General features: G+C 72.1%; 23 protein-coding genes. 8 read left to right on the top strand and 15 right to left on the bottom strand.

Annotation, left to right across the window (positions count from 1 at the left end; all coding sequences use genetic code 11):
• Positions 1-24: 24 nt before the first annotated feature.
• On the top strand, positions 25-2,601 hold the full coding sequence (locus G569_RS0104840; protein ID WP_028062581.1) for a hypothetical protein: 2,577 nt from the start codon (positions 25-27) through the stop codon (positions 2,599-2,601).
• Here G569_RS0104840 and G569_RS0104835 read toward each other — a convergent pair.
• A complete protein-coding gene (locus G569_RS0104835; protein ID WP_037494770.1) occupies positions 2,594-3,046 on the bottom strand; it encodes an Lrp/AsnC family transcriptional regulator in 453 nt (150 codons plus the stop codon). The two genes, G569_RS0104840 and G569_RS0104835, sit on opposite strands and share 8 nt — an antisense overlap.
• Before the next feature lie 70 nt (positions 3,047-3,116).
• Here G569_RS0104835 and ald point away from each other — a divergent pair, with 70 nt between their 5' ends.
• The gene (gene ald, locus G569_RS0104830; protein WP_028062579.1) at positions 3,117-4,244 is read left to right on the top strand and encodes an alanine dehydrogenase; all 1,128 of its coding nucleotides are present in this window, start codon (positions 3,117-3,119) and stop codon (positions 4,242-4,244) included.
• A 5-nt stretch (positions 4,245-4,249) separates the two neighbouring features.
• Here the strand turns inward: ald and G569_RS57265 are convergent, their stop codons facing one another.
• The 4 genes from G569_RS57265 to G569_RS0104810 all read right to left on the bottom strand — a co-directional run bounded on the left by G569_RS57265 (position 4,250) and on the right by G569_RS0104810 (position 9,114).
• Positions 4,250-5,704, bottom strand: coding sequence for an HD-GYP domain-containing protein (locus G569_RS57265; protein ID WP_053225866.1), 1,455 nt, complete (start codon positions 5,702-5,704; stop codon positions 4,250-4,252).
• Between the two features lie 114 nt (positions 5,705-5,818).
• Positions 5,819-6,619 carry a siderophore-interacting protein gene (locus G569_RS0104820; RefSeq protein WP_028062578.1) on the bottom strand — a complete coding sequence of 267 codons (801 nt, stop codon included), beginning with the start codon at positions 6,617-6,619 and terminating at the stop codon, positions 5,819-5,821.
• A gap of 33 nt (positions 6,620-6,652) precedes the next feature.
• Positions 6,653-8,209: a tetratricopeptide repeat-containing diguanylate cyclase gene (locus tag G569_RS0104815; RefSeq protein ID WP_084284213.1), complete on the bottom strand. Its 1,557-nt coding sequence runs from the start codon at positions 8,207-8,209 to the stop codon at positions 6,653-6,655.
• Between the two features lie 41 nt (positions 8,210-8,250).
• Positions 8,251-9,114, bottom strand: a complete 864-nt coding sequence (locus G569_RS0104810; protein ID WP_028062576.1) for an alpha/beta hydrolase — start codon at positions 9,112-9,114, stop codon at positions 8,251-8,253.
• Between the two features lie 67 nt (positions 9,115-9,181).
• Here G569_RS0104810 and G569_RS0104805 point away from each other — a divergent pair, with 67 nt between their 5' ends.
• Positions 9,182-9,664: a hypothetical protein gene (locus G569_RS0104805; protein WP_028062575.1), complete on the top strand. Its 483-nt coding sequence runs from the start codon at positions 9,182-9,184 to the stop codon at positions 9,662-9,664.
• On the opposite strand, the gene glgP is transcribed toward G569_RS0104805, so the two are convergent.
• From glgP to G569_RS45615, 4 genes are all read right to left on the bottom strand, one after another.
• Positions 9,661-11,790 (bottom strand): alpha-glucan family phosphorylase, encoded by a 2,130-nt coding sequence (gene glgP / locus G569_RS45620; RefSeq protein WP_169542066.1) that lies wholly within the window; start codon positions 11,788-11,790, stop codon positions 9,661-9,663. The two genes, G569_RS0104805 and glgP, sit on opposite strands and share 4 nt — an antisense overlap.
• Positions 11,791-12,059: 269 nt before the next feature.
• Positions 12,060-13,079 carry an aldo/keto reductase gene (locus tag G569_RS0104795; protein WP_028062574.1) on the bottom strand — a complete coding sequence of 340 codons (1,020 nt, stop codon included), beginning with the start codon at positions 13,077-13,079 and terminating at the stop codon, positions 12,060-12,062.
• Positions 13,057-13,539, bottom strand: a complete 483-nt coding sequence (locus tag G569_RS0104790; protein WP_028062573.1) for a methylated-DNA--[protein]-cysteine S-methyltransferase — start codon at positions 13,537-13,539, stop codon at positions 13,057-13,059. The genes G569_RS0104795 and G569_RS0104790 overlap by 23 nt, the downstream gene beginning before the upstream one ends.
• A gap of 102 nt (positions 13,540-13,641) precedes the next feature.
• Positions 13,642-14,265: a trimeric intracellular cation channel family protein gene (locus G569_RS45615; protein ID WP_037494765.1), complete on the bottom strand. Its 624-nt coding sequence runs from the start codon at positions 14,263-14,265 to the stop codon at positions 13,642-13,644.
• Between the two features lie 68 nt (positions 14,266-14,333).
• Here G569_RS45615 and infA point away from each other — a divergent pair, with 68 nt between their 5' ends.
• Positions 14,334-14,552: a translation initiation factor IF-1 gene (gene infA / locus G569_RS0104780; RefSeq protein ID WP_028061634.1), complete on the top strand. Its 219-nt coding sequence runs from the start codon at positions 14,334-14,336 to the stop codon at positions 14,550-14,552.
• Between the two features lie 59 nt (positions 14,553-14,611).
• Here infA and G569_RS45610 read toward each other — a convergent pair whose 3' ends face one another.
• A complete protein-coding gene (locus tag G569_RS45610) occupies positions 14,612-16,066 on the bottom strand; it encodes an MFS transporter (protein ID WP_037494763.1) in 1,455 nt (484 codons plus the stop codon).
• A gap of 64 nt (positions 16,067-16,130) precedes the next feature.
• Here G569_RS45610 and G569_RS0104770 point away from each other — a divergent pair, with 64 nt between their 5' ends.
• Positions 16,131-16,508, top strand: coding sequence for a hypothetical protein (locus G569_RS0104770; RefSeq protein ID WP_157591820.1), 378 nt, complete (start codon positions 16,131-16,133; stop codon positions 16,506-16,508).
• 21 nt (positions 16,509-16,529) lie between these two features.
• On the opposite strand, the gene G569_RS45605 is transcribed toward G569_RS0104770, so the two are convergent.
• Positions 16,530-17,507, bottom strand: a complete 978-nt coding sequence (locus tag G569_RS45605) for a LacI family DNA-binding transcriptional regulator (protein ID WP_037494761.1) — start codon at positions 17,505-17,507, stop codon at positions 16,530-16,532.
• A gap of 11 nt (positions 17,508-17,518) precedes the next feature.
• Between G569_RS45605 and G569_RS45600 the strand changes: the two genes are divergently transcribed.
• A complete protein-coding gene (locus G569_RS45600) occupies positions 17,519-18,145 on the top strand; it encodes a class I SAM-dependent methyltransferase (RefSeq protein ID WP_053225864.1) in 627 nt (208 codons plus the stop codon).
• Entirely contained in the window at positions 18,142-18,924 is a 783-nt protein-coding gene (locus tag G569_RS0104755) for an isocitrate lyase/PEP mutase family protein (protein ID WP_028062571.1), read from the top strand. Before G569_RS45600 ends, G569_RS0104755 begins: the two co-directional genes overlap by 4 nt.
• Here the strand turns inward: G569_RS0104755 and G569_RS0104750 are convergent.
• Entirely contained in the window at positions 18,921-19,469 is a 549-nt protein-coding gene (locus G569_RS0104750; RefSeq protein ID WP_028062570.1) for a helix-turn-helix domain-containing protein, read from the bottom strand. The genes G569_RS0104755 and G569_RS0104750 overlap by 4 nt on opposite strands.
• 83 nt (positions 19,470-19,552) lie before the next feature.
• Complete coding sequence (locus G569_RS0104745; RefSeq protein ID WP_028062569.1) at positions 19,553-20,107, bottom strand: ATP-binding cassette domain-containing protein; 555 nt, start codon at positions 20,105-20,107, stop codon at positions 19,553-19,555.
• A 71-nt stretch (positions 20,108-20,178) separates the two neighbouring features.
• Here G569_RS0104745 and G569_RS0104740 point away from each other — a divergent pair, with 71 nt between their 5' ends.
• Entirely contained in the window at positions 20,179-21,399 is a 1,221-nt protein-coding gene (locus G569_RS0104740) for a M20/M25/M40 family metallo-hydrolase (RefSeq protein ID WP_028062568.1), read from the top strand.
• A gap of 197 nt (positions 21,400-21,596) precedes the next feature.
• Here G569_RS0104740 and G569_RS45595 read toward each other — a convergent pair whose 3' ends face one another.
• A complete protein-coding gene (locus G569_RS45595; protein ID WP_053225863.1) occupies positions 21,597-22,763 on the bottom strand; it encodes an MFS transporter in 1,167 nt (388 codons plus the stop codon).
• 48 nt (positions 22,764-22,811) lie between these two features.
• Positions 22,812-24,632: a M3 family oligoendopeptidase gene (locus G569_RS0104730; RefSeq protein ID WP_028062567.1), complete on the bottom strand. Its 1,821-nt coding sequence runs from the start codon at positions 24,630-24,632 to the stop codon at positions 22,812-22,814.
• Positions 24,633-24,634 lie beyond the last annotated feature (2 nt).

Raw genomic sequence — 24,634 nt, 5'->3', positions numbered from 1 at the left:
CCGCGTACTCGAGAGCGTCACGGCATGACCCTCCTAAGACGTGCCGCATGGATCGCGGCCGCCCTCGTCCTCATCGCGCCCGCGACGGCGGGCGCGCAGGACGTCCCGCCCGAGACGACGATCACCGACGGGCCGGACGACGACGCGCAAGTGCGCGCCGACCCCACCTTCACCTTCGAGTCCGACACGCCCGACGCGACGTTCGTCTGCGCCCGCACCGACTCGCCCGGCACGCTGCTCGAGCACCGGCGCGTCTTCGACTGCGACTCACCGACGCAGCTGAACCTCACCGATCCCGGGACGTACCGCTTCAGCGTCTCCGCGGTCGCGCCCGACGGCACCGCCGACCCCACGCCCGAGGAGCGCACGTTCACGCTGCTCCCGCCGCCGCCGAGCAACCGCATCCGGCCGCAGATCGTCCCGGACGCCGGCAACCCGCACACCTACCGCTGCGAGCCCGGCAGTTGGGACGGCCAGGACCGCCCGTTCCGCTACGTCTGGCAGCGCGTCACCCGTGACACCAGCATGCTCGGCGGCTACCGCGTCGAGACCGTCGCCACCACGCAGACCTACCGCGCCGCCGCCTCCTCGGCGCTCCAGTTGCAGACGCTCAGCTGGCGCTTCCAGTGCATCGCCGAAGCCGCCAACCAAGGCGGCAGCACCCAGGCGACCAGCGACCGCGCCACGCTCGACCCGGTCCTCGAGCAGCCGCTCCAGGGCCGCCCGTACGGCAACGTGCGGATCCGCGGCATCGATGTCTTCCAGGTCGTGCAGCCCAACGCGGGCGCGCAGATGTACGGCATCCAGCCGCGCGGGCCGTTCACGGCGTTCCCCGGCGGCGGCACGCCCACCGACTGGCGCCTGTTCCCGGTGCGCGGAGGTCTCAACGTCCCGAAGCCGATCGACACCGACCCGCAGCGGGTCGCGTACGACGGCGTCACGCTCGACCGCCATAAGCCGACCACGGCGGTCGTCTACGTCGACATGCAGAACGCCCCCGCGAACGACCCGGGCCAGCGCCTCGCGGTCACGCTCAAGGTGCGCGAGGGCGCCTTCCAGTACCGCGAGGAGACGAAGATCGTCACCGACCCGCCGGTCAGCACGACGCCCTACGTCACCGCCGCCGAGCGCGGCGACCTGCGCTTCGGCGTGCAGTTCGACATCTCCGTCCTGCACGGCGTCACCGAGGGCGGGACGTTCGACGTCGATGCCACAGTCGGCTTCGATCCGTCCGCGAAGGCGTGGAACGCCCGCGAGTGCGACACCGGCGACTGCGCCGCCGACGACCGGTTCAAGCTCACCGGCGTCCGCGTCGACGACGGCTACGCCAACAGCGAGCTGATGATCCGCGCGGTCGACCTGTTCGTCGACGGCGACGCCGCCCAGCCCAGCGCCTTCGACGTCCTGCGCGCCCGCAACCTGTTCCCCAACGCGCAGGGGATCACGCTCACCGACTACGGCAACGCGCGCATCAACGTCACCGACGCCGCCAACAAGACCGACTGCAACGGCGTCCCGCTGCGCGCCTGCCGCGAGGCGGCCGTCCAGCAGCTGGTCGACAGCTACTCGACGTACAACCCCGCCCGCACGTTCGGTCCCGGCGTCGTGTATCGCAACTACGACGTGATCATGGGCGTCCAGAACTGGGACCCGGGCTTCGCGTCGGGTCGCGACGTCACACAGCTCACGACCCAAGGACCCGTCGGTCCAGCGCCGTTCATGATCGTCAACAGCGGGATGCGCCCACTGACCTCGGCGGCGCACGAGCTCGGCCACATCCTGACCGCCCCGCACGCCGACACGACCTGCGGCGGACCCGCGGGCGGCTCATACGAGACCTGGAAGGACGACCTCCAAGGCCGCCTCCAGGGCACCCGCTTCACCGGCCTCGGCAACGCCCCGGAGGTCGACACGAATGCCCGCCCGCTCTACGACCTGATGTCGTACTGCGCGGACACCCTCGACACGCCCGCGAACCCGGGCAACGCGTGGATCTCGCCGTTCAACTGGAACCGCTTCTCGCTCGCCTTCACGCAGCTGGGCGAGCGCGGCCTCACCCGCGGTGCTCGCGTCTTCGCGCAGGAGGGCGCCGCGCCGAAGACGCTCGGGATGGCGTACGCGACCGGCAGCGTCGGCGCCGGCCACGGTGACATCGGCGCCGTGCTCGCCCCCGACGAGGACAGCGTCCCGCCCGAGAGCGTGCCGTCGTCCCCGCTGCGCCTGCGCGCCCGCGATGCCACAGGCGCCGTCATCTCCGACGCCGGCGTCCGCGTCACGCCCACCGAAGAGGCGCCCGGCGCGGGCAGCTTCGGCGGCCCGGTCCCCGCGAATGCGGCCTCGGTGGAGCTCGTCAAGGACGGCGAGGTGCTGGACACGATCGAGCGCTCGCGCCCGCCCCGCGTGCGCATCACGCGACACGGCTGGACCGCCTCGGACCCGGACAGCCGCGCGCTGACCGCCACCGTCGACACGTCCCGTGACGGCCGCCACTGGCACACGATCTACAGCGGCCCGAACCGGGACCGGATCCACCTGCCAGGGCACGGCCACGTCCGCGTGACCGTCTCGGACGGCTTCAACGCCGCCCGGGCGGTCAGCTGATCTCCAAGGCGCTCGTCGCGGCGCGGAGCACGATCCTCGTCTCCGACGCCGCGGCACCCTGACGCCGGATGGCGCGGACGGTCTGATCGAGGTCGTCCGCGCCGTGGCACGCGACCCGCACGTGGTAGTCGAAGCGGCCGGTCACGAACGCCACCTCCTGCACGGCGGGGAGGCCGAGCACGAACGCCTCGAAGGTCTCCGACGACGTCGTCGGCAGCAGGCGCACGTCGATGAACGCGTCCAGCGAGCGGCCGACGTTGGCCAGCGCGACCCGCGCGGTGAACCCGGTGATGACGCCGGCGCGCTGCAGCCGGCGCACGCGGTCGGCGGCGCCGTGCGGCGACAACCCCACGGCCTTGCCGAGGTCGGCGAACGACGCCCTTCCGTTTCGGATGAGTGCGTTGACGATCTGGAAGTCGATCGCGTCGAGTCCTGTGGTTTCCACATACGAACTGTACAGACGTGGTCGATCCGGGCACGATCGATAGAAGATTCCCGACCCTGGAGAGAGACGAATGCGCATCGGCGTCCCGACCGAGATCAAGACCGACGAGTACCGCGTGGCGCTGACGCCCGCGGGTGTCCGCGAGCTGGTCGACAGCGGGCACGAGGTGCTCGTCCAGGCGGGTGCCGGCGTCGGCTCCGCGATCCCGGACTCCGAGTACGTCGACCAGGGCGCCGAGATCGCCCCGGACGCCGAGGCGGTCTTCGCCGGCGCGGACATGATCGTCAAGGTCAAGGAGCCGCAGCCGTCCGAGGTCGCGCTGCTCGAGCCGCGCCACATCCTCTTCACCTACCTGCACCTGGCGCCCGACGCCGAGCTCACCCAGGGCCTGATCGACTCCGGCGCGACCTGCATCGCCTACGAGACGGTCACCGACACGCGCGGTCGCCTGCCGCTGCTGGCGCCGATGAGCGAGGTCGCGGGCAAGATCGCCACGCAGGCGGGCGCGTTCATGCTCGAGAAGCCGCTCGGCGGCCGTGGCCTCCTGCTCGGCGGCGTGCCGGGCGTCGCGCCCGGCAAGGTGATGATCATCGGCGGCGGCGTGGTCGGCCTGACCGCGGCCGAGGTCGCGATCGGCATGGGCGCCGAGACGTACATCTTCGACCGCAACATCGACCGGCTCCGCGAGCTCGACTTCCTCCTCAACAACCGCGCGTCGACGGTGTTCTCCACGACGCTGAACGTCGAGCGCATGCTCTCGGAGGCCGACCTCGTGATCGGCGCGGTGCTCGTCCATGGCGCCAAGGCGCCGCACGTCGTCAAGCGCGAGCAGCTGAAGCTGATGAAGGAGCACGCGGTGCTCGTCGACGTGTCGATCGATCAGGGCGGGTGCTTCGAGACGTCGCACCCGACGACCCACACGGACCCGACCTACGAGGTCGACGGCGTGACCCACTACTGCGTCGCCAACATGCCGGGCGCGGTGCCGATCACCTCCACGTTCGCGCTCACCAACGCGACGCTGCCGTACGTCACCAAGCTCGCCAACGAAGGCGCCGAGGGCGCCCTGCTGAGCGACCCCGGGTTCCTCGCCGGCCTCAACGTCGCGGGCGGCAAGGTCACCTACGAGCCGGTCGCGCGCGACCAGGGCCGCGCGTACACCGACCCCCGCGACGCGCTCGCGGCGGTCGCCGTCTAAAGGGGTCAGGCCCCTTTAGGTGCGGGCGGCCGCGGCATGATCGCCTCGGCCGCCTCCGCGAGGCCGGCGCGCCACGTGACCTCGTCGACGTGCGGGGCCACGACGGCCTTCAGCGCGGCGACGCAGGTCGCGTCGAAGGCGCTTCCGGTGTCCTCGTCGAGCAGCGAGAGCGCGCGCTCGATCGGCCACGCCTCGCGGTAGACGCGGTCGGCGGTCAGCGCGTCGTAGACGTCGGCGACCGTGAGGATGCGGACCTCGAGCGCGAGCTTGCCCGCCTCGGCCTTGTTCGGGTAGCCACGGCCGTCGAGGCGCTCGTGGTGCGACTCGACCAGGTCCAGCACGAGGTCGGGGAACCCGCCGAGCTCGCTGAGCAGCTCGCGGCCGGCGACCGGGTGGCCCTTGATCACCGCGAACTCCTCGTCGGTGAGCTTGCCGGGCTTGTTGAGGATGTGGTCCGGCACGGCGAGCTTGCCCATGTCGTGCAGGAGGCCGCCGAGCGCGAGCAGGCGCAGGCGGGCGGGTGGGAGCTGCAGGTGCTCGCCGATCTGGACCGCGAGCGTCGCCACCCGCCGCGTGTGGCCCTCGGTCGAGCCGTCCTTCTCGGCCAGCCGCAGCAGCAGCGCGTGCACGCGCCCGCCGAGGAAGGTCTCCTCGTCGGCGACGATGTCGGAGGCCCGCAGATCGCCGGTCAGCGGTCGCGAGGCGGTCGAGTGGCGCAGGTCGAGCGCGGCGGGGATGCCGACGAGCCCGAGCCCGGCGACCTCGAAGGCGTGGGCGACCCACCAGACGAGATCCATCATGTCCGAGTTCAACAGGCCGAACTCGGCGCCGATCAGGAACACGACCCCCGTCGAGACCAGCAGGTCCGCCGTCCGGCGCGTGAGCAGGTAGGTCCGCGCGGCGCGGTAGGCGAGCACGGCCAGCAGCGGCGCGGCCATGGCGAAGATGAGGTCCGCGGCCAGGCTCTGATAGCGCGGGACCGACGGGACGATGCCGGGGAAGACCAGCGCCAGCGTGCCGAGCACGGCCAGGACGACGATCGTCACGAGCTGCACGCGCAGCACCGTCCCCGCGCTGCGCGGCCGGCGCAACGCCGGCAGCGCGGTTGCCGCGAGGATCGTCCCGCCCAGCGGCAGGTTCAGCGCGCCCGCCGCCTGCACGAGCCCGTTGTCGCCGATCAGCACCCCGGGCGTGGCGAGCGCGTGGAAGACCAGCATCACCGACATCACCGAGAACGCGAACCCGAGCAGGACCGCGCGCCCGTCGTTCAGCCGCACCGCGATCACCGACATGGCGATCGCGGCGGCGCCGGCCAGAGCACCCGCCGCGGTGACCGCGATCAGATGGACGACGTGCGGCAGATGGACCATCACCCCGGCACTGGCGACGTAGGCGGCGACGACGACGAGTGCGGCCGGAGCGAGGATCGCGGCTACCGGCAGGGTGCGGCGGAAAGGCATACCCGGGGTGCTCGGCGCGCCGGCCCCGTTCTTAAGCAGGGGTCAGACCCCTTAACAATTCTTTTGGCTCTACGCCGCCGTTCGCAATGTTAAGGGGCCTGACCCCTTATTGGGTCAGACGGCGGCCGCGTCCGCCTCGACGAGGCGGTTCCACTCGGCCTTGTCGTCACGCCAGCCGTCCTCGGTGCGCTGGCGCTTCCAGTAGCCCGAGACCGACAGCGCCTCGCGCGGCACGCCGCGGTCGACGACGAGGTGGCGACGCACCTCGCGCACCGATGTCGCCTCGCCGTGGACGAACGCCTGGACGTCGCCCTCCGGCCACTCGGCGTCGGCGAGCGCATCGAGCAGCCCGCCCGCCCGCACCCACGTGACCTCCACCTCGGCCACGCTGATGAAGTCCTGCGCGTCCGCGAGCTGGTCGAGCTCGACGAACACCTTCGCCGGCACGCCCGAGCGCACCCGGGCCAGCGAGGCGCCGATCGCCGGCAGCACGCTCGCGTCGCCCACGAACAGGTGCCAGTCGGCGTCAGGCGACGGCGCGTACGCCCCGCCCGGGCCCATCAGCTGCAGGCGGTCCCCCGGCTTCGCGTTCGCGGCCCACGGCCCCGCCACGCCCTCGTCGCCGTGCACGACGAAGTCGATCGTCAGCTCGGAGCGGATCGGGTCCCAGTGACGCACGGTGTACGTGCGCACGACGGGCCACTCGGCCTTCGGCCGTTCGCCCCGGATCGCGGCCGGGTCGAACGGGACCTCGTAGTCCCCCTGCGGGAACATCAGCTTGACGTAGTGATCGGTGAACGGTCCGGCGGGGAAGCCGTCCAGACCAGGGCCGGCGAAGATGATGCGGACCAGGCTGGGTGAAAGCGCGATGGTCTCGACGACTTCGGCGACGCGCGGGGAGCGAGCGGGTGCCATGCCTCCCAGCATGGCACGTCGCATTAGGGGCCCCTAACCGATGACGACCTGGTCGCGTCCGCGCGCCTTGGCGTCGTAGAGGCGCCGGTCGGCCATGGAGGCGACGCGGTCGAGCCCGAGCGCCTCGTCCGCGCGGGCGATGCCGGCGCTGCAGGTGACCGTCAGACCGTCGGCGACGGCGTTCCAGTCGTATGCGCGGATCGCGGCCAGCGCGCGCTCGCAGCAGTGCGCGGCGTCGTCGGCGTCCGACGCCGGCATCAGCAGCACGAACTCCTCGCCGCCCGTGCGGGCGACCACGTCGCTGCGCCGCACGACGTCGAGCAGGAGGCCGGCGACCCGGATCAGCACCTGGTCGCCGATCTCGTGCCCGAACGTGTCGTTGATGCCCTTGAAGTGGTCGAGGTCGAGCACGGCGAGGCTGAAGTCCGTACCCACGCCGTCGAGCTGGCGGGCGAGGTAGCGGCGGTTGTGCAGGCCGGTGAGCCAGTCGCGGTCGGCCTGCTCGCGGAACTGCTCCTTGAGCTGCTCGAGCTCGGCGTGCGCGTCGCCCAGCTGGTGGACGAGCGCCTCGAGCTCCGCGTTCTGCTGCGAGAGCACCTCGGCCTGGACGCGTGTGCGTTCGAGGCTCACCCGCAGCTCCGCGAGGTCCTGCAGGCCCTCGCGCTCGGCCGCGACGCTGCGGTGCAGCACCTCGTAGGCCTCCTCGATCTGGCCCGCGTCGTGAAGCGCGTCCGCGAGCGTGCCGAGCACGATGCTGCGCGCGTACGGGAGGTGCTCGCCGAGCCGGTCGAGCGCGTCCTCGCCCGAGCTGCGCGCGTCGTCGAGCCGGCCGAGCGCCGACAGCGCCTGCACCTGCGCGCGGACGGTGACGCCGAAGACGTAGGGGTTCGGGTGCGACTGCGCGCACAGATAGGACAGCGCGCGCTCGGCGTCCGCCAGCGCGCCGTCCGGGCGGCTCGCCAGCAGCCGGATGTCGGCGCGCGTCGAGTGCAGGATGCCGAGCGCGAAATCGCGGCGCTCGAGCCGGCGCGCGACCGCGATCCCGCGCGCGATCTCGGCCTCCGCGTCGGCCAGGCGTCCCTCACGCTGGTGCCAGCAGGCGAGGTCGTTGCGCGAGATCGCCTCCTGCCAGCCGTCCCCGGCCGCGATCGAGAGGTCGAGCGTGTCCTGCAGCCACTCCGCCCATCCCGAGACGCCCACGGTCCCGTAGACCATGCACGCCGCGCGCCGGACGAACAGCCGCAGCTCGAGGTCGCCGAACGTGTCGGCGATCGCCATCGCGGTCTCCGCGTGGCTGAGCGCGTCCGCGTAGGAGCCGGAGAAGAACGCCAGCTGCGCCTTCAGCGCCGCCAGCTCGGCTCGTGCGCAGCCTTCCTGGACCGTGCGCTGGTCGGCCTCGGTGGCCAGCGCCAGCGCGGTCCGCAGGTCGCCGCGGTTGAGCGCGATCGTCCCCTGGAGGGCGAGTGCGCGCACGACCAGCGCGTCGTCGTCGGTGCGACGGCCGGTGGCTTCGGCGCTCACTGCGGCCTCGAGCGCTCGATTCGGGTCCTCCCAGTGCGCGGCCCGCGCCGCCACGAGATTTCTGAGCATGCGCCCGCCTTATCGGCAGGCGGCGCCAGACCTTGAGCCCTTTAGAGAAAACGCTTCACGAACGTGAGCGCGGTGTCGGCGACCTCGCGCCAGCCGGAGTCGATCGTGAGCGCGTGGCCGCGGCCCTTGATCTCGACGATCTCGGTCACCGCGTCCTTGTTGTGCTCCTGACGCTTGAACGACGCGTTGGAGATCGCCCACGGCACCGTGTGGTCCTTCTCGCCCGAGATGATCAGCAGCGGGCCGCGCTCCGGGTTCTCGGTGTCGACCTTGGCTTCGGTCCACGGGTTGAAGTTCGCGACCGCGCCCTGGAAGAGCGGCTTGCCGGCCGCCGGCACGGCGAACTCGTCGTAGAGCGCCTTGGCCTCCTCCTCGCCGACCGCGTTGGCGAAGGCGTAGCGGAACTGCTCGTAGGTGAGCGGCACGGCGCGGCTGCGGTTGGCCGGGTTGCCGAGCACCGGGAACGCCGACTTCAGCGTCGAGAACGGCAGCGGGAGCACGCCCTGGAACGGCGCCGGGTCGATCGCGACCGACGCCACGCTGAGTCCGCGGCCGGCGAGGATCTGGGTCAGCAGCCCGCCGAACGAGTGGCCGATCACGACCGGCTTGGTCGTCAGGCCGCTGATGATCTCGTCGAAGTGGTCGGCGATCTGGCCGATGCCCTTGTTGGCGAACACCTCCGGATGCGCGTTGGCCTCCTCGACCGTCTCCGGGTCGTCGGGCCAGCCGGGCGTCAGCGCGGTGAAGCCCGCCTCCTCGAAGAGCGTCGCCCAGCGATCCCAGCTGCTCGGGAGCAGCCACAGGCCGTGGATGAAGACGACGGGCTGTAGTCCGGTCGCGTTGGCGCGCGCGACCTCCTGGGCCTCGTGTTCGGTGATCGTCGTCGGCGCGTCGGTCTCAGACATGCCGGGATTATCCGAATCGACGGTGCGTCGGGGTTGCGTCGGATGACTGCGTCGTACGCTAGGTCTCATGGAGGCAACCACCGTCGTCGCGCCGCCGCCGCAGCGTGTCTGTCCCAAATGCGCGCGCATCTCCTACGCGACGGGTCCGCGGTGCCCCTACTGCACGGCGCGCTTCAGTGCCGGGCGGACCGTCACCCCGTGGATGCTCGTGGGCGCGGCCGTGGCCGTCCTGGTCGGCGTGGCGATCATGCTCCTGATCGCCGGCCGGATCTTCGAGGACCACCTGAACGACCGCGTCCAGGACGTCACGAAGTCCTTCGACCAGAGCCTCAAGCAGTTCCAGACCGACGTTCAGAAGGAGCTCGACGCGCGGCTCCCCGCGGGCGGGGCGGGCACGGTGCCGGCGGTGCCGACGACCACGCCCTTCCCGACCGAGACGCCGACGGTGGCGCCCACCACCGAGTCGACGCCGAGCCCGACCGCGACGGCGAGCCCGACGACGACCGCGGAGGCGACCGCCACCGCCGATCACACGGAGATCAGGCCCTAACGGGCGTAGACCTTCTTCTCGTAGTCCTCGAGCATCCGTCCGGCGCCGAACTCGGGGCCGAGCGTCCGCAGCGAGCGGCGGATGCGGGCGACCCAGTCGCGCGGGATGCCGTCGCCTGAGGAGCGGTAGAACTCCGGCGCGACCTCCTCCTCCAGCAGGCGGAAGAGCTCGTGCGCGTGGCGGGCGTCCTGGGCGCCGTGGTCGTGGTCGACGTCGCCGCTGAGCGCCCAGCCGTTGTGGCCGTCGTAGCCCTCGGCCCACCAGCCGTCGAGCACGCTCAGCTGCAGGCCCCCGTTCATGACGTTCTTCATGCCGGAGGTGCCGGAGGCCTCCAGCGGCGGGCGCGGGAGGTTGATCCAGACGTCGCAGCCGCGGACGAGCCAGGCGGCCATGCGCAGGTCGTAGTCGTTCAGGTAGGCGATCCGCTCGGCGAACCCGGGCGCGTTCTTGGACGTGAACAGACCCTGCACGAGCCGCTTGCCGCCGTCGTCGCGCGGGTGCGCCTTGCCGGCCAGCAGCACCTGGATCGGCCGGTCGCCCGCGACGACCCGGATCGCCCGCTCGACGTCGACGAGCAGCAGGTCGAGCCGCTTGTAGGTCGCCAGGCGCCGGGCGAAGCCGACCGTCAGCACGTCGGGGTCGAAGCTCGCGGCGGCCTCCGCGTAGGCGCGCGGCTCGTCGCGCTCCAGCCGGTCGGTGACGGCGCGTTCGCGCACGTACTCGATCAGCTGCGCGCGCTGGGCCGTGCGGACGTCCCACAGCTCCTTGGCGGGGATGTCGTCGACCGGCGCCCACGTGGCGGGGTCGGTCGCGCGGTCCATCCAGTCCTCGCCGAGGTGGCGGTTGAGCAGCTCCCACATCGGGTGCCCGATCCACGTCGGGATGTGCACGCCGTTGGTGACGTAGGTGATCGGGACGTCGTCGACGTCCTTCTCCGGCCACATCGCCTGCCACATCTCGCGTGCGACCTCGCCGTGGCGGCGCGAGACGCCGTTGGCGGCGCGCGAGGTGCGCAGGGCGAACTGGGTCACGCCGAAGGGCTCGGCGCCCTCCTCCATGTTCGTGCGCCCGAGCGAGATGATCTCCTCGGCCTTGACGCCGAGCGTGCCGGCGATCTGCGCCAGCGTGTCGGCGACCTGGCCGGCCGGGTACGTGTCGTTGCCCGCGGGGACCGGCGTGTGGGTGGTGAAGATCGTCTGCGTGCGGCCGATCTCCAGCGCCGCGGACAGCGACCCGGTGCCGCTGTAGTTGCGGCGCGCCAGCTCGAGCGACACGAACGCGGCGTGGCCCTCGTTGAGGTGCACGAGCCCGGGCTCGATCCCCATCGCCTCCAGCGCCCGCACGCCGCCGATGCCGAGCAGCATGTACTGCGCCAGGCGCGTGTCCTCGTCGCCGATGTAGAGCCGGCTTGTGATCCACCGCGACATCGGGCTGTTCTCGGGGCGCTCCGCGTCGAGCAGGTAGAGCGGGATGCCGCCGACGTCGACGCGCCAGATCTGCGCGGTGACCTCGTAGTCGACGATCGGGACCGTGATCGTGATCGGCTCGCCGTCGTCGCCCGTGACCAGCGCCGCGGGCAGCCGCTCCGGGTCGGTGTCGACCCAGTACTCGTGCTGCCAGCCGCCCGCGTCGATGCGCTGGCGGAAGTAGCCGTTGCGGTAGAGGAGGCCGACGGCGACCAGCGGCCAGGCGCGGTCGGAGGCCTCTTTGAGGATGTCGCCGGCGAGTGCTCCAAGGCCGCCCGAATAGATCGGGAACGAGCCGTGGAAGCCGTACTCGGCGGAGAAGTAGGCGATCGGCCGCTCGGGCGTGGTGATCTCGTCGCGGCGCGGGCGGCCGAGGTCGGCGGCGATCCGCTCCTCCAGCGCGGCGGCGCGGGCGAGGAGCTCCGCGTTGCCGGCGGCGGCCTTGAGCTTGTCCGCGGCGGCCTCTTGGAGCAGGCGCACCGGGTTCTCGGCGACCTTGTCCCAGCGGTCGGCGTCGACGTCGCGGAAGACCGCGGGACCGTCCGGATCCCAGGCCCAGCGGTAGTTGTAGGCGAGTCGGGCGAAGACGCCCAACGGCTCGGGAAGGCGGGTCGCGAGCGCCTGGGCGGCTCGCTCCAGATCCTGTCGGCCAGCTTGCACGTCGCGCAGGATAGGCATTTGCCTTAGGTTCCCGTCACGAGCTGCCGATACCCTTGAACGAGTCAAGGCCCGAGCGCAGCCAGCTCAACGCTGCGGCTCCCTTGACCGGAAAGGAGGATCACCATGATCCGATGCCTTCGCTGCCTTCGCCTGTGGGGCGAGCGCTACGCGGAGCGGGCAAGCTGCCCGCACTGCGGTGGCGCGATGAACACCACACGCTGATCAAGCGCGACGCCGGGCGGCCTGGATGGCCGCCCGGCGGCAAGCACCTACCTCCGCCGCCGTGCCGGCTCGAGTGCCGGGTTGGCGTAGCCCGTGTCCGCGTACTGGAAGCTCGTCGCGGGCGGGACGATCTCGTCGATGCGGTCCAGCAGCTCGGCGTCCAGCGTCCGTGACGCTGCCGGGAGCTGGGACTCCAGGTGCTCCATCGTGCGCGGGCCGATGATCGCGCTCGTCACCGCGGGGTGGTTGATCACGAACGCGATCGCGATCTCGATCAGCGGGATGCCGACCTCGTCGGCCAGCGCGCCCAGCGCGTCCGCGGCGTCGAACTTGCGCTGGTTGCCGGGGAGGCTGAGGTCATAACGGCCGGGCAGGCGGTCCGAGCGCGTCGACGACGGCGTGTCCTGCCCCTTGCGGTACCTGCCGCTCAGCCACCCGCCCGCGAGCGGGCTCCACGGGATCACCCCGAGGCCGTGGCGCTGGCAGGTGGGGAGGACGTCGGCCTCGATGCCGCGCACGAGGATGCTGTAGGGCGGCTGCTCGGTCTTGAAGCGCTCGAGGCCGCGGTCTCGGCTCACCCACTGCGCCTCGACGATCTGCGACGCCGGGAACGTGGAGGAGCCGAAGTAGCGGATCTTCCCGGCCCGCACGAGGTCCGTCAGCGCCGAGAGCGTCTCCTCGACGTCGGTGTCCTCGCGCGGGCGGTGGACCTGGTAGAGGTCGATGTAGTCGGTCTGCAGCCTTCGCAGCGAGTTCTCGACCTCCTGGATGATCCACCGCCGCGAAGAGCCCTGGTGGTTGATCTCGTCGCCCATCTGGCCGTGGAACTTCGTGGCGAGGACGATGTTCTCGCGGCGGCCCTTGAGGGCCTTGCCGACGATCTCCTCGTTCTCGCCCTGGCTGTAGACGTCCGCGGTGTCGACGAAGTTGATCCCCGCGTCGAGCGCGGCGTGGATGATCCGGATCGAGTCGTCGTGGTCGGTGTTGCCCCAGGCGCCGAACATCATCGCCCCGAGGCACAGTGGGCTGACGTGGACGCCGGTCCTACCGAGTGTGCGGTACTCCATGGCTCAGCGACGTTACCCCTCGCTCGTGGTCGAGCAGGGCGCGCTTGGCGCCGAGGCCGCCCGCGTAGCCCGTGAGGGAGCCGTTGGCGCCGATCACGCGGTGGCACGGGTTGATGATCGAGATCGGGTTGCGGCCGTTGGCGCGGCCGACGGCGCGCGCGACGCTGCCGAGCTCGCGGGCGATCTCGCCATACGTGACGGTCTCGCCGTGCGGGATCTCGCGCAGCCGCGCCCACACGGCGCGTTCGAACTCGGTGCCGTGCTCGGAGAGCGGGACGTCGAACTCGGTGCGCTCGCCGGCGAAGTACTCGTCGAGTTGGCGCTGGACCTCGGCGAAGGTGCCGTCGTCCGGACCGGCGTCGGCGTGCAGGTGGTGCTCGGCCGTGTAGAGCTTCGTGAGGCCGTGCTCGTCGGCCTCGACGTAGAGCGGGCCGAGCGGGCTGGGGAGGAGCGCGTTCATGCCTCGTACAACGCTACGGGTCGCCGTTCCGTGAGGGAGCCCGGCCAGCGGCAGTCGGTGCATCATGCGTGCGGTTTCGGGCATCCCGAGGCGGCGGTTGCGCTACGGCTTGCGCGGCGCCGGACCGCGCAGCCCGTACCGCATCGCCGCCGCGCGCAGCGCGAAGCCGACGACCAGCCCGATCGCCATCGCGGTCGTGGTCGCGACGAGCGTGTCGGCCACGACGAAGACGATCGCCGCGGCCAGCGCCGCGAGCGCGTTGAGCTCCCCGTGGCGGAAGATCTCCGGGGTCTTGGCGGTGAGGACGTCCCTCAGGAGCGCGCCGCCGGAGCCGCCGATCACGCCGATCAGCAGCTGCGCGGGCACGGTCACGCCGGCCTTGCGGGCGAGCAGCGTGCTCGACACCGCGAAGAAGCCGACCGCGAGCGCGTCCAGGACCCGGACCGCCCGCAGGACCCGCGGGCCGGGCTCGCCCGCGATCACCGACACGACCACGGCGGCGGCGATCACGGTCGGCAGGTAGAGCGCGTCGGTCAGCGCGACCGGGGTGTTCGCGTTGAGCAGCAGGTCGCGCAGCAGGCCGCCGCCGAGTCCGCATGCGAACGCGAGCCCGAGGACGCCGACGAAGTCGAAGCTGTCCTGTCGCCGCGCGGCCAGCGCGCCGCTGGCCGCTCCCGCGGCGACGCCTAACAAGTCGACAACACGGAACGCATCGAGGGTATCCACGCTCTCTAGAATGAAAGAGTCCCGCGCGGACGCCCCGTTCCGCGTGCCCGCTGAAAGGAAGTGTGCCTATGGCAGTCGAGCAGAAGCTCGAAATCGACGGCGAGGTCACCGAGGCCCTGCCGAACCTGTTGTTCCGCGTCAAGCTCGAGAACGATCACGAGCTCCTCGCGCATCTCGCCGGCAAGATGCGCCGGTTCCGTATCCGCGTCCTTCCCGGCGACAAGGTCCGCGTCGAGGTCTCCCCTTACGACCTCAACCGCGGCCGCATCGTCTACCGCTACAAGTAGGAAAGGCGGGGCAGCCCCACCGCCCCACCCCGATCATCCGACCTTAAGGCACTCGTGCCTTACGCGACGACAGACACACCCTGCTCCGGGTTCACGTTCGCGACATCGCGACTGCGGAGCAGCAGGGCGAGCAGGATCGCCCCCACCGTGACCAGGATCGCCGCCGACGTGAAGGCGACTTGGAAGCCCTCCACCAGCCCCGCCGCCCGATCTTGCGGCCCCGGCTGGTGGCCAAGGCCTTGCAGGTAGCTCACCGTCTTGTCCGCCGCGAGCGTCGACAGGACCGCCAGCCCCAAGGCGCCGCCCACCTGTTGTGACGTGTTGAAGAGGCCGCTGGCCAGGCCCGCGTCCTCAGGCTCGACGTTGGTCGTCGCGATCAGCGTGATCGGCACGAACGTGTTGCCCATTCCGAACGCCATCAGCACCAGGCCCGGGAACAGGTCGGTCCAGTAGTTGCCGTCGACCGGCACGCGCGACAGGTAGAAGAGGCCGATCGCGGCGAGCACCATCCCGAACAGCGTGTTCAGGCGTACGCCGAGCCGCTTGACCAGCACCTGCGCGGTGCCCGCGCCGACGCCGATGAAGATCGCCACGGGCAGGAAGGCGAACCCCGCCTTGATCGGCTTGAAGCCGAGCACCCGCTGGACGTAAAGCGTGGCGAAGAAGAACAGCGCGAACAGGCCGCCCGCGACCAGCAGGAGCGTGACGTTGGCCACCGTGAGGCTGCGGATCTTGAAGATGCTCAGGCGGACGAGCGGTCCTTCGATGCGCGACTCGATCAGCACGAAGATCGCGAGCAGGCCGACGCCGACCGCGGCCAGCCCGAGCGTCCTGGCTGAGCCCCAGCCGAAGGCCTCCGCCTTGACGATCGCGTAGACGAGCACCATCAGGCCCGCCGTCACGGTCACGGCGCCGGCGATGTCGAACGAGCCCGTCTTCTCTGCCTTGGACTCGGTGATCAGCCGTGCCGAGAGCACCGCGGCGGCGGCGCCGATCGGCACATTGACGAAGAAGATCCACTCCCAGCTGAGCGTCTCGGTGAGGATGCCGCCGAGCAGCAGGCCGACGGCGCCGCCACCGGCCGCGATCGCACTCCAGACGCCGAGCGCCTTGGTGCGCTCCGGGCCTTCCGGAAAGGTCGTGGTGATGATGCTCAGCGCGGCGGGGGAGACGAGCGCGCCGCCGAGGCCCTGCAGGCCGCGGAAGATGATCAGCATCTCGCTGCTCGTCGCCAGGCCGTTGAGCAGGCTGGCGACGGAGAAGACGATCGTGCCGGCGATGAAGATCTTCTTGCGGCCGACGATGTCCGCCGCGCGGCCGCCGAGCAGCAGGAACCCGCCGAACAGCAGCGTGTAGGAGTTCACCACCCACTGCAGGTCGGCCTCCGAGAAGTGCAGGTCCTCCTGGATCGTGGGGAGGGCGATGTTCACGATCGTCGCGTCGAGGATGACCATGAACTGCGCGAGGCAGACGAGGACCAGCGTCACCCAGCGGTTGTCTTCGCGATCGGCCATCGGGGGAAGTTAGCGCAATCCGGAGCCGGGCTTCCGGTTCGAATCCGGGTCTCAAGTTCTTCCCTTGTCCGCCGAAGTCATACGTATTATGCTCATACGTATGAATCACCGCATCCGACAACTGGCTCTTGCCGTCGTGGCGGTGTTCGCGATCTCCGGCGCCGCCGCGCTGACGGCCGAGGGCGATCAGCCCAAGGTCGCCGTCGTGGTCGCCGGACAGGCCGCTGAGCAGCCCGCAACGGTCGCTCGAGCGCGCGACATCGCCGCACAACGTGGCGCGCAGCTGCGCGTCACCAACACCACCGCCGAGGAACTCGGCGCGACGCACCTGTTGGCCGCTTCGCGGTACGACGAGGTGCTCACCATCGGCGTCGATCGCCGGATCGCGATCGACCCCGTCGCTGCCCGCTACCCGGACACGCGCTTCATCGAAGTCCGTTAGCGCGGCGGCCGCGCCCCTCGCTCAGCGAGGCGGCGCGGTCGACTCGCGTACCCGCAGCGTCACTCCGATCACCTGCTCGGCGGCGATCGTCTCCCCCGACAGGTCGCGCTTGAGCGCGTCGAAGGCCGCGGCGCCGAGGTGCTCCGCGTCGATCGCGACCGTCGTCAGCGGAGGCGCCAGCACGCGGGCGAAGTCGAGGTCGTCGAAGCCGATCACGCTCAGGTCCTCGGGGATCCGGATGCCGCGCTCTCTCGCCGCCAGGTAGACGCCGCCGGCGAGGATGTCGTCGTCGCAGAAGACGGCGGTGAAACCGTTTTGGTCCAGCAGCGGCCCGGCCGCCTTGGCCGCGCCTTCGAAGTCGAACGGCGCCTTGACGACCGGGGTCTCTCCCAGCCTGGCGACGACGCGCTCGCGGCGGAGGTCGAAGGTGGGCGCGACGAAGCTCGACGCGACATGGGCGATCCGCGTGTGGCCGATCTCGAGCAGATGGTCGAGCGCGCAGTCGACGCCCGCCTCGACGTCGACCCGGACGACCGGCAGCTTCCCCGGGCGCATCTCGATCTGGATCGCGTGCTCGGTCGCGCCGGGCGGGAGCTCGGCCTCGAACAGCAGCAGGCCGTCGGCGGGGCCGGCGAGCAGCGCCTGCAATGACTGGGCCTCCCAGGCGCGGTCGTTGCCGATGTCGACGAGCACGACGGTGTAGCCGGCCTGCTGGGCGGCGCGCTGTGCGCCGCGCAGCACCCGGCCGAAGAACGGGTTCGTGATGTCGGGGACGACGAGGGCGACGCTGCGCGCGACGCCGGTCCGCAGGGCGCGGGCGGCGACGTTCGGGCGATAGCCGAGCTCCTTCGCGGCCGCCTTGACGGCCTCCTCGGTGCGCGCGGAGATCCGCCCGGCCGCTTTCCCGGAGAGCACGAGCGAGACGGTTGATTGCGAGACGCCGGCCTTCCGAGCGACGTCGACGCTGGTGACGCGTGGCGGAGCGCTGATGTACGGCATCCTAGGCGCGGGTGGACGATCTCGTCGAAGAGGTGGTGGGAGTCGGCGGGCGCGACCTGTCCGTGCTGCGCCCGCGCGACGCCGAGGCGCTGCTCTCGGAGGAGGCGTTCGAGGACGACGAGTTCCTGCCGTATTGGGCGGAGCTGTGGCCGTCGGCATCGGCCTTGGCGCGGGCGGTGGGCGTGCGTGCGCTGCGCGGCGCGCGGGTGTTGGAGCTCGGCTGCGGGCTCGGGTTGCCGTCACTGGCCGCGGCGGTCGCGGGCGGGCGGGTCACGGCGACCGACTGGGCCGCGGACGCGACCGCGATGCTCGCGCGCAACGCGGAGCGCAACGGGCTGAAGGTCGAGGCGCTCACGGTCTCCTGGACGGAGCCGTCGCTGTTGGTGGAGCGCGCCCCGTGGGATCTCGTGCTCGCCTCCGACGTGCTCTACGAGCCGCGCAACGGGGTCGCGCTGCTCCCGCTGCTGCCGCGTCTTGTCGACCAGCGTGGAGAGATCTGGCTCGCCGACCCCGGCCGCGCCGCGGCGGAACCGTTCCTCGATGCGGTCGCGGAGCTGTTCACCGTGGACTCGCGCGCCGCCGCCGAGATCCCGTCGGGCGGCGTTCATCACCTGCGTTTGCGACGCTCTACGCCATGAGCTCGCAAAGGGAGAAGGCCGAGGAGCTGCGCCGGTTGCACGAGGCGCCGGAGCCGTTGGTGCTGGTCAATGCTTGGGACGCGGTGAGCGCGCGCGTCGTCGCCGCGGCGGGTGCGAAGGCGATCGCCACGGCCAGCTGGTCGATCGCGGCGTCGCGGGGGTACGCGGACGGCGAGAACATCTCGCGTGAGGAGATGATCGATGGCGTCCGGATCGTCTCGGGCGCGGTCGAGCTGCCGGTCACGGCCGATCTCGAGCGCGGGTTCGGCGACGCGCGGATGACGCTGGAGGCCGCGATCGAGGCGGGCGCGGTCGGCTGCAACCTCGAGGACTCCGACAGCTCGCACTCGGTGTGGCCGGCGGAGGAGCACGCCGCGGTCGTGGCCGCCGCGCGGGCCGCCGGCGATGCGGCGGGCGTCCCGATCGTCATCAACGCCCGCACCGACGTCTACCTGGACGCCTCGATCCCCGCCGAGGAGAAGATCGTCGCCGCGCTCGAGCGCGGGGCCGCGTATCTGGAAGCGGGCGCGGACTGCATCTTCGTCCCGTTCGTCCGCGACCTCGACGCGATCGCGACGCTCGCCAAGGAGATGGGCGGCCCGATCAGCGTCATCGGTGGCGCGGGCGGCCCGACGCTGGCCCAGTTCGCCGCCGCCGGCGTCGCCCGCGTCAGCTACGGGCCTGGCCCGCTGGGCGTCGCGATGGCCGCGCTCTCCCGCGCCGCCGAGACGCTGCTGGCGGGCGGCGACCCGCCCGCGGACCTGGGGTTCCGCGCCTAAGCCGCGGAAACGATCACGGCGCGCGTCGTCGTCCCGCCCGTGCGGCGGAGGCGATGCGGCGTCGTGCCGTCGAAATGCATCGTGTCGCCTTCGGCGAGCTCGTGGACGGTGCCGTCGACCTCCACCTCGAGCGCGCCGCGGGCGACGTAGATCGCGATCTCGCCGTCCTGGACGTCGTACGTGTCGGGCCAGCGGCGCGAGCGCGAGGACCATTCGCGCAGCACCGGGGCGCCGGGGACGCCGCCGAGATCGCGCAGGCCGTCCTCGTCGCCGCCTTCGGACTGGCGGACGATCTCGACCGCCTCGCCGACCCGGGGTGGCGACCATAGGCGGGCGACCGACACGTCCAGCGCGGCTGCGATCCGCTCGACCGAGCCGACGCTCGGCCGCGCGAGGCCGCGCTCGACCTGACTGAGGAAGGGATGCGAGAGGCCGGCCTTCTTGCCGAGGCCCTTCAGGGTCAGCCCGCGCTCCCGGCGGAGCGCGCGAACGCGCGCTCCGAGATCCGTCTCAAAACCGTTGGTGGGGAAATGACTGCTAAGCACCGTGTTTCAGACTAACGCCTGAATCACGAGAAACTGTCACCACTAACCCATGGCCGTATCGGGACTGGGCTACCGGTTAGGGACTACGCAACGTGCCGCAACTGTGCCACGAGGCCTCCGAGCGCGCGTTCCGCCAAGGCCTCGGCGGTTCCCTGGTAGCGAACGCGCCCGTCCGCGAGCAGCGTCACGCCATCGGCCACACCGGTGAGCGTGCCGAGGCGGCGCGTCGCCCACACCACGATCCCGCCTTGGGCCGTGTAGCGCCTGACCAGTGAGCGGGTGACGGCGGTCGTGTCCGCGTCGAAGCCCGCCGCCGGCTCGTCCAGCAGCAGGACGTCCGGGGCGCTCGCGACCGCGCGGGCGAGCGATACCCGCCGGCGGGTCGCCGGGTCGAGGCGCTCCTCGATCGGCGAGCGGCCGTCGTCGCCCACGAGGACGACCGACGCCGGTACCCGCAGGTGCCCGGCGCTCGGCTCGAGCTCGCCCGCGAGGAGCCACAGAAGCGTCGTCTTGCCCGCCCAGCGCGGACCCAGCACCCCGTGGACCTGCCCGGGGGAAAGCACCAGATCAAGACCCTCAAGCGTCGTCCGCGTGCCGTGAGCACACGCGAGCGAGCTGACCTCGATGCAGGACTGCATGACCTGATCTTCTTGTGTGGGGACTTTCCGGTGCGCTGGACGAAGGTCCAGGCTCGGCTAGGGTCGGACGGATGGAGGATGCCGCTCTCGCCGCACTCGACCTCGACGCGCTGGCGCGCGACGCCGCCGACCTGGTCCGCATCCCGAGCGTGACGGGCGACGAGCGGGCCGCGGCGGAGCTCGTCGCCGCCCGCGCCGACGCCGCCGGCCTCGGCGCGGAGCTGCACGTCCATGACCTCGCCGCCCTGCGCGAGCACCCCGACCACCCGGGCGAGGAAGCCGCGCGCAGCGAGCTCTGGGGCGCGACCGCGACGTTGCCCGGCACCGCGGCGGGCCGGCTCGCATTGAACGGCCACATCGACGTCGTCGGGCCGGGGCACGAGCCGTGGTCGCGCGACCCGTTCTCCGGTGCGGTCGCGGATGGGCGCCTCCACGGCCGCGGCTCGGTCGACATGAAGGGCGCCGTGCTCGCGGCGCTGCACGCGATGGCGGCGATCCGGCGGGCGGGTGCCGCGACGCCCGAAGTCGTGCTGATGGCGGTGCCGTCGGAGGAGGACGGCGGCCTCGGCACCTTCGCCGCCCTCGAGCGCGACGACGCCTTCGACGCCGCGCTGCTGCCCGAGCCGACCGGCCTGCGGGTGGTCTGTGCGCAGGCGGGCGCGTTGACGTTCCGCGGCGTGATCCGCGGCCGGTCCGCCCACGCGGCCGAGCGGTTGGCGGGCTCCAGCGCGATCGACCGCTACGTCCGCGTCCACCTCGCCTTCGCGGAGCACGAGGTCGCGGTGAACGCGGGCGTCGCCCATCCGCTGATGCGCGAGCTCCCGCTGCCGTATCCGCTGCTGATCGGCCGCGTGCACGGCGGCGACTGGTCGAGCCAGGTCCCCGACCGCGTCGAGTTCGAGGGCCGGTTGGGCGTCCCCGTGGGCGCCGACCTCGCGGCGGCCCGAGCGGAGCTGCAGGCAGTCGTCGACCGCGCGCTGGACGACGGCGAGCCGCCCTGCGAGCTCGTCTGGGAGGGCGGCGCCTTCGCCCCGGGCGAGACCGCGATCGACCACCCCTGGACCGAGACCGTCCGAGGCGCCCTGCGCGACGAGACCGGCGACGCACCCCTCGCGGGCGTGCCCTGGGGCGCCGACATGCGCCTGTTCACCGCCCGCGGCATCCCCACCGTGATGGTCGGCACCACCGGGATCGAACGCGCCCACGCCGTCGACGAGTGGGCCTCGCTCGACGAGCTCGCGACGGTGGCGAGAACGATCATCCGCGCCGTGCTGCGCTGGCGCCCCGCGTAGCGTGGGGCGGCGCGGCGTGCGCGGCGCGGCGTGCGCGGCGCGGCGTGGGGCGGCGGGGCGCGGCGCTGTGGCGCGGCGGCGCGGCGTGCGCGGCGCGGCGTGGGGCGGCGGGGCGCGGCGCTGTGGCGCGGCGGCGCGGCGTGCGGGGCGCGGCGTGGGGCGGCGGGGCGCGGCGCTGTGGCGCGGCGGCGCGCCGGTCAGCGCGGCGCGGTGGCGAGCGTCTCGCGCCGCGCGGCGACGGTGGCGGCGCCCAGCGCGGCGCCCGCCGCCGCCAGCACGAAGCCCGCGGCCGGGCCGGCGCCTTCGGCGAGCGCGCCCGCGAGCGCGGCGCCGACGGCGATGCCCGCCGCGAGGCCGGTCGACAGCCACGTGTAGGCCTCGGTGACGGTTCCCGCGGCGGCGGCGCGTTCGACGAGGCCGTAGGCGAGGCCGAACGCCGGGGCGATCGCCGCGCCGGAGACGAACAGCAGCGCGCCGAGGGCGAGCAGGCTCACCGGCAGCGCGAGCAGCAGGTGGCCGGCCGTCAACACGACGAGGAAGCCGAGCAGGCGGCGGACCGGATCCGGTGGGGCGCTCGCGCGCGTGGCGAGCATCCCGCCGACGAATGACCCGAACCCCCACGCGCCCAGGAGCGGTCCGGTCGCGCCGCGGGTGCCGGCGTCGTCGGCCACCGCCGCGACGGCCACCTCGATCGCGCCGAACGCCAGGCCGATCAGCACGAACAGCACCGCGAGCGTGCGCACGCCCGGCGCGCGCAACGCGCCCCCGCCGCCATCGTGTCCGCGCGGCCGCCACGCCCGCGACGACGGTGAGGTCGCGAACACGACCGTCCCCACCACGAGCAGGACCGCGCACGCGACGGCCGACGCGGCCAGCGACCACGAGCCCAGCGCCCCCGCGATCAGCACCGGCCCGGCGATGTAGACGATCTCGATCGCCGCCGCGTCCAGCGCGAACGCCGCGTGGACGCGGTCAGCGGGCAGCAACGCCGGCCACAACGTCCGCAGGCAGGCGCCCAGCGGCGGCAGCGTCGCGCCCGCGACCACCGCGCACGGCAGGATCGCCGCCAGCGACACCCCGTGCGGGAGCAGCGCGAACGCGACCATCGCGACCGTGCTCACCAGCCCGCTCAACAGCAGGATCGGCGGTTGTCCCCGCCGGTCCAGCATCCGCCCGAGCACGGGCGAGCACACCGCGTTGGCCAGCGCGTTCCCGCCGGAAGCGAGGCCCGCGGCGGCGAAGGAGCCGGTCAACTCCTTCGTCCGCAGCACGAGCACGAGCGACAACGCGGTCGCGGGTGCGCGACCGATCAGCGACGAGACGAACAACCGCGCGGAGTCGCCCCCGCGCAGGAGCTCACGCAACTAAGGTCGGATGATCGGGGTGGGGCGGAGGGGCTGCGCCTTCATCTGCTAGACGCGGCCGGTTTCCCGCGCGGCGGCCTCGGCCGCGTCGAGCTTGCGCTCCACGATGTCCAGGCCCTTGTCCCAGAAGCCCGGGTCGGCGAGGTCGATGCCGACGATCTCGCCCAGCTCCTCCGGCGACTTGGACCCGCCGGCCGAGAGCAGCTCGAGGTAGGCGTCCGCGAACCCGGGACCCTCCTCCTCATAGCGCCCATAGACCGCCAACGCGAGCAGCTGCCCGTAGGCGTACGCGTAGACGTAGCCCGGCGACGCCATGAAGTGGGGGACGTAGGACCACCACGAGTGGTAGTTCTCCGTGACCTCGACCGCGTCGCCCAGCAGTTCCTCCTGTGAGTCCTTCCAGAGCTCGCCGAAGCGGTCGACGGACAGCTCGCCCTCGTCGCGCCGCGCGGTGTGGACGACGTGCTCGAAGCGGTTCATCGCCACCTGGCGGAACACGGTCGCGATCGAGCCCTCGATCGACTCGGCCAGCAGCGACAGGCGCGACTCGGCGGACGGCGCCGCGTCGAGCAGGCGCTCGAACACGAGGGTCTCGCCGAACACCGAGGCGGTCTCGGCCAGCGTCAGCGGCGTCGCCATGTGGAAGACGCCCTGCTTGGAGCCCAGCGCCGCGTGCACGCCGTGGCCCAGCTCGTGCGCGAGAGTCAGGACGTCGCGCCGCAGGTACGTGTAGTTCAGGAGCACGTACGGGTGCACGCTCGGCACCCCGTAGGAGCAGAACGCGCCGCCGCGCTTGCCCGGCCGCACCGGCCCGTCGATCCACGACTCGTCGAAGAAACGCTGGACGAGCGCGCCGAGCTCGCCGGAGAACCCCGTGTACGAGTCGAGCACGATCTGCTTGGCCTCGGGCCAGCCGACCTTCTCGGTGTCCTGCGTGACGGCGGCCATGCGGTCGTAGTCCGCGAGCCGGTCGATGCCGAGCAGCTGCGCCTTCAGGCGGTACCAGCGCCGCGGCAGCTCGTAGCGCCCGCGCACGGCGTCGATCAGCGCCTGCACGGACTCATCCGACGCCTCGTTGGAGAGGTTGCGCGACGCCAGCCAGTGCGGGTAGGACCGCAGGCGGTCGTCGGTCATCTTGTCCGCGAGCAGCGTGTTGAACGTGTAGGCGCGGGTGCGCAGGCCGGGCTGCAGCGCGTCGGTGACCGCCTGGGCGGTCGCCTGGCGCACGGAGCGATCGCCGTCGAAGAGCCGCGAGAGCGCGACGTCGAGCGCCACCGGCTCCTCCGCCTCGGGCAGGTCGACCGCGATCGCCGCCGTCTGCTCCTCGAACAGCCGCACCCACGCGGAGCGCCCGCTCAGCGCCTTCTCGGCGAGGATCTTCTCCTCCGGCTCGGTCAGGAGATGCGGGCGGTAGCGGCGCGCGGTCTTCAGATGGTGGCGCGCGAAGTCCAGCCCGTCAGTGGCCAGCAGCTCCTCGGCGCGGTCGTCGTCCAGCGCCGCCCACTCGAGGTGGAAGAACAGCAGCGCGGTCTCGATCGCCGTGCCCTTCTCCTCGACGCGCTGCAGCAGCGCGCCGAACGCGGGGTTGGCCGTGTCGACCGAGAAGGACAGGTGCGCGTAGGTGCCCGCGCGGCCGGCCGTCTCCTCGATCTCGCCGAGCTCCTTCATCGCGGCGATCAGCCCGGGACCGTCGAGCGAAGCGACCTTCCCGGCGTACTGCGCCTGGAACGCGTCGGCGCGGGTCTGCGCCTCGCCCAGCAGGGCGTCGACGGCGGCCTGGGCGGCATCGGCGTCCGCGCCGTCGATCAGGTCGGAGAGGTCCCACGCGACCTCTTGGAGATCGGGATCCGTGACGGTCTCGGGGGTCATAG

This window comes from Solirubrobacter soli DSM 22325 (assembly GCF_000423665.1).
GTDB classification, from domain to species: domain Bacteria; phylum Actinomycetota; class Thermoleophilia; order Solirubrobacterales; family Solirubrobacteraceae; genus Solirubrobacter; species Solirubrobacter soli.
This window is presented reverse-complemented; position numbering and strand designations above follow the sequence as displayed.